General features: G+C 69.3%; 1 protein-coding gene. It reads right to left on the bottom strand.

What is annotated here, in order from left to right; all coding sequences use genetic code 11:
- Positions 1-609 (bottom strand): exo-alpha-sialidase (locus AC1DWF_RS36190; protein ID WP_476843272.1); only part of this gene is annotated, 609 nt, incomplete at both ends.

Here is a 609-nt window from a genome sequence, read left to right as displayed (position 1 = left end):
CTCCAGCTCCGGCCGGAATCGTGGGAGACGCTGCGGTAGACATGGTCCGCCCAGCGGCTGCGGTAGAAGGCAAGCATGCTGCCGTCGCGCATCGGCACGATGGACATGTGGCAGCAGCCGGTGCTCTCCGGCACCGGGCTTTCCTCCCAGCTCGCGCCGCCGTCGCGCGAGATCAGCACCGAGGAGGTGTCGAGGTCGCCGGTCCAGGCGCCGGAGGGCGGCTTGGCGCAGCGCCAGATCGGCAGCAGCCATTCGCCGCTCGCGTTTACGACGATGCGGCTGCGGATGAAGGTGCCGAAGCCGGGCTTTTCCGGAATCAACGTCTCGATCGGGCCCCAGCTCTTTCCGCCGTCATCGGAGATGCGCCGCCGCACCAGCGCCGTGTCCTGGTTGCCGCCCAGCTGCGCCGTCCAGAGCACCCAGAGCGCGCCATCGGGCGCGTTGAAGAGCAGCGGATTCTGCTCCGACCGCGTGGGATCGTCCGAGAGCTTTTCCGCTGCCGTCCAGCGCGTGGCGCCAGCGGCGAGGCGCGAGAAGTGGACGGAGATATCGGGGATGCCCTCCTGGGTGCCGCCGAACCAGACGCAGCCGAGATCGCCGCCATCAAGG

The organism is Aminobacter sp. P4_D5 (genome assembly GCF_056401815.1).
The sequence above is the reverse complement of the archived record's forward strand: the minus strand, read 5'-3'. Positions and strand labels throughout refer to the sequence as shown.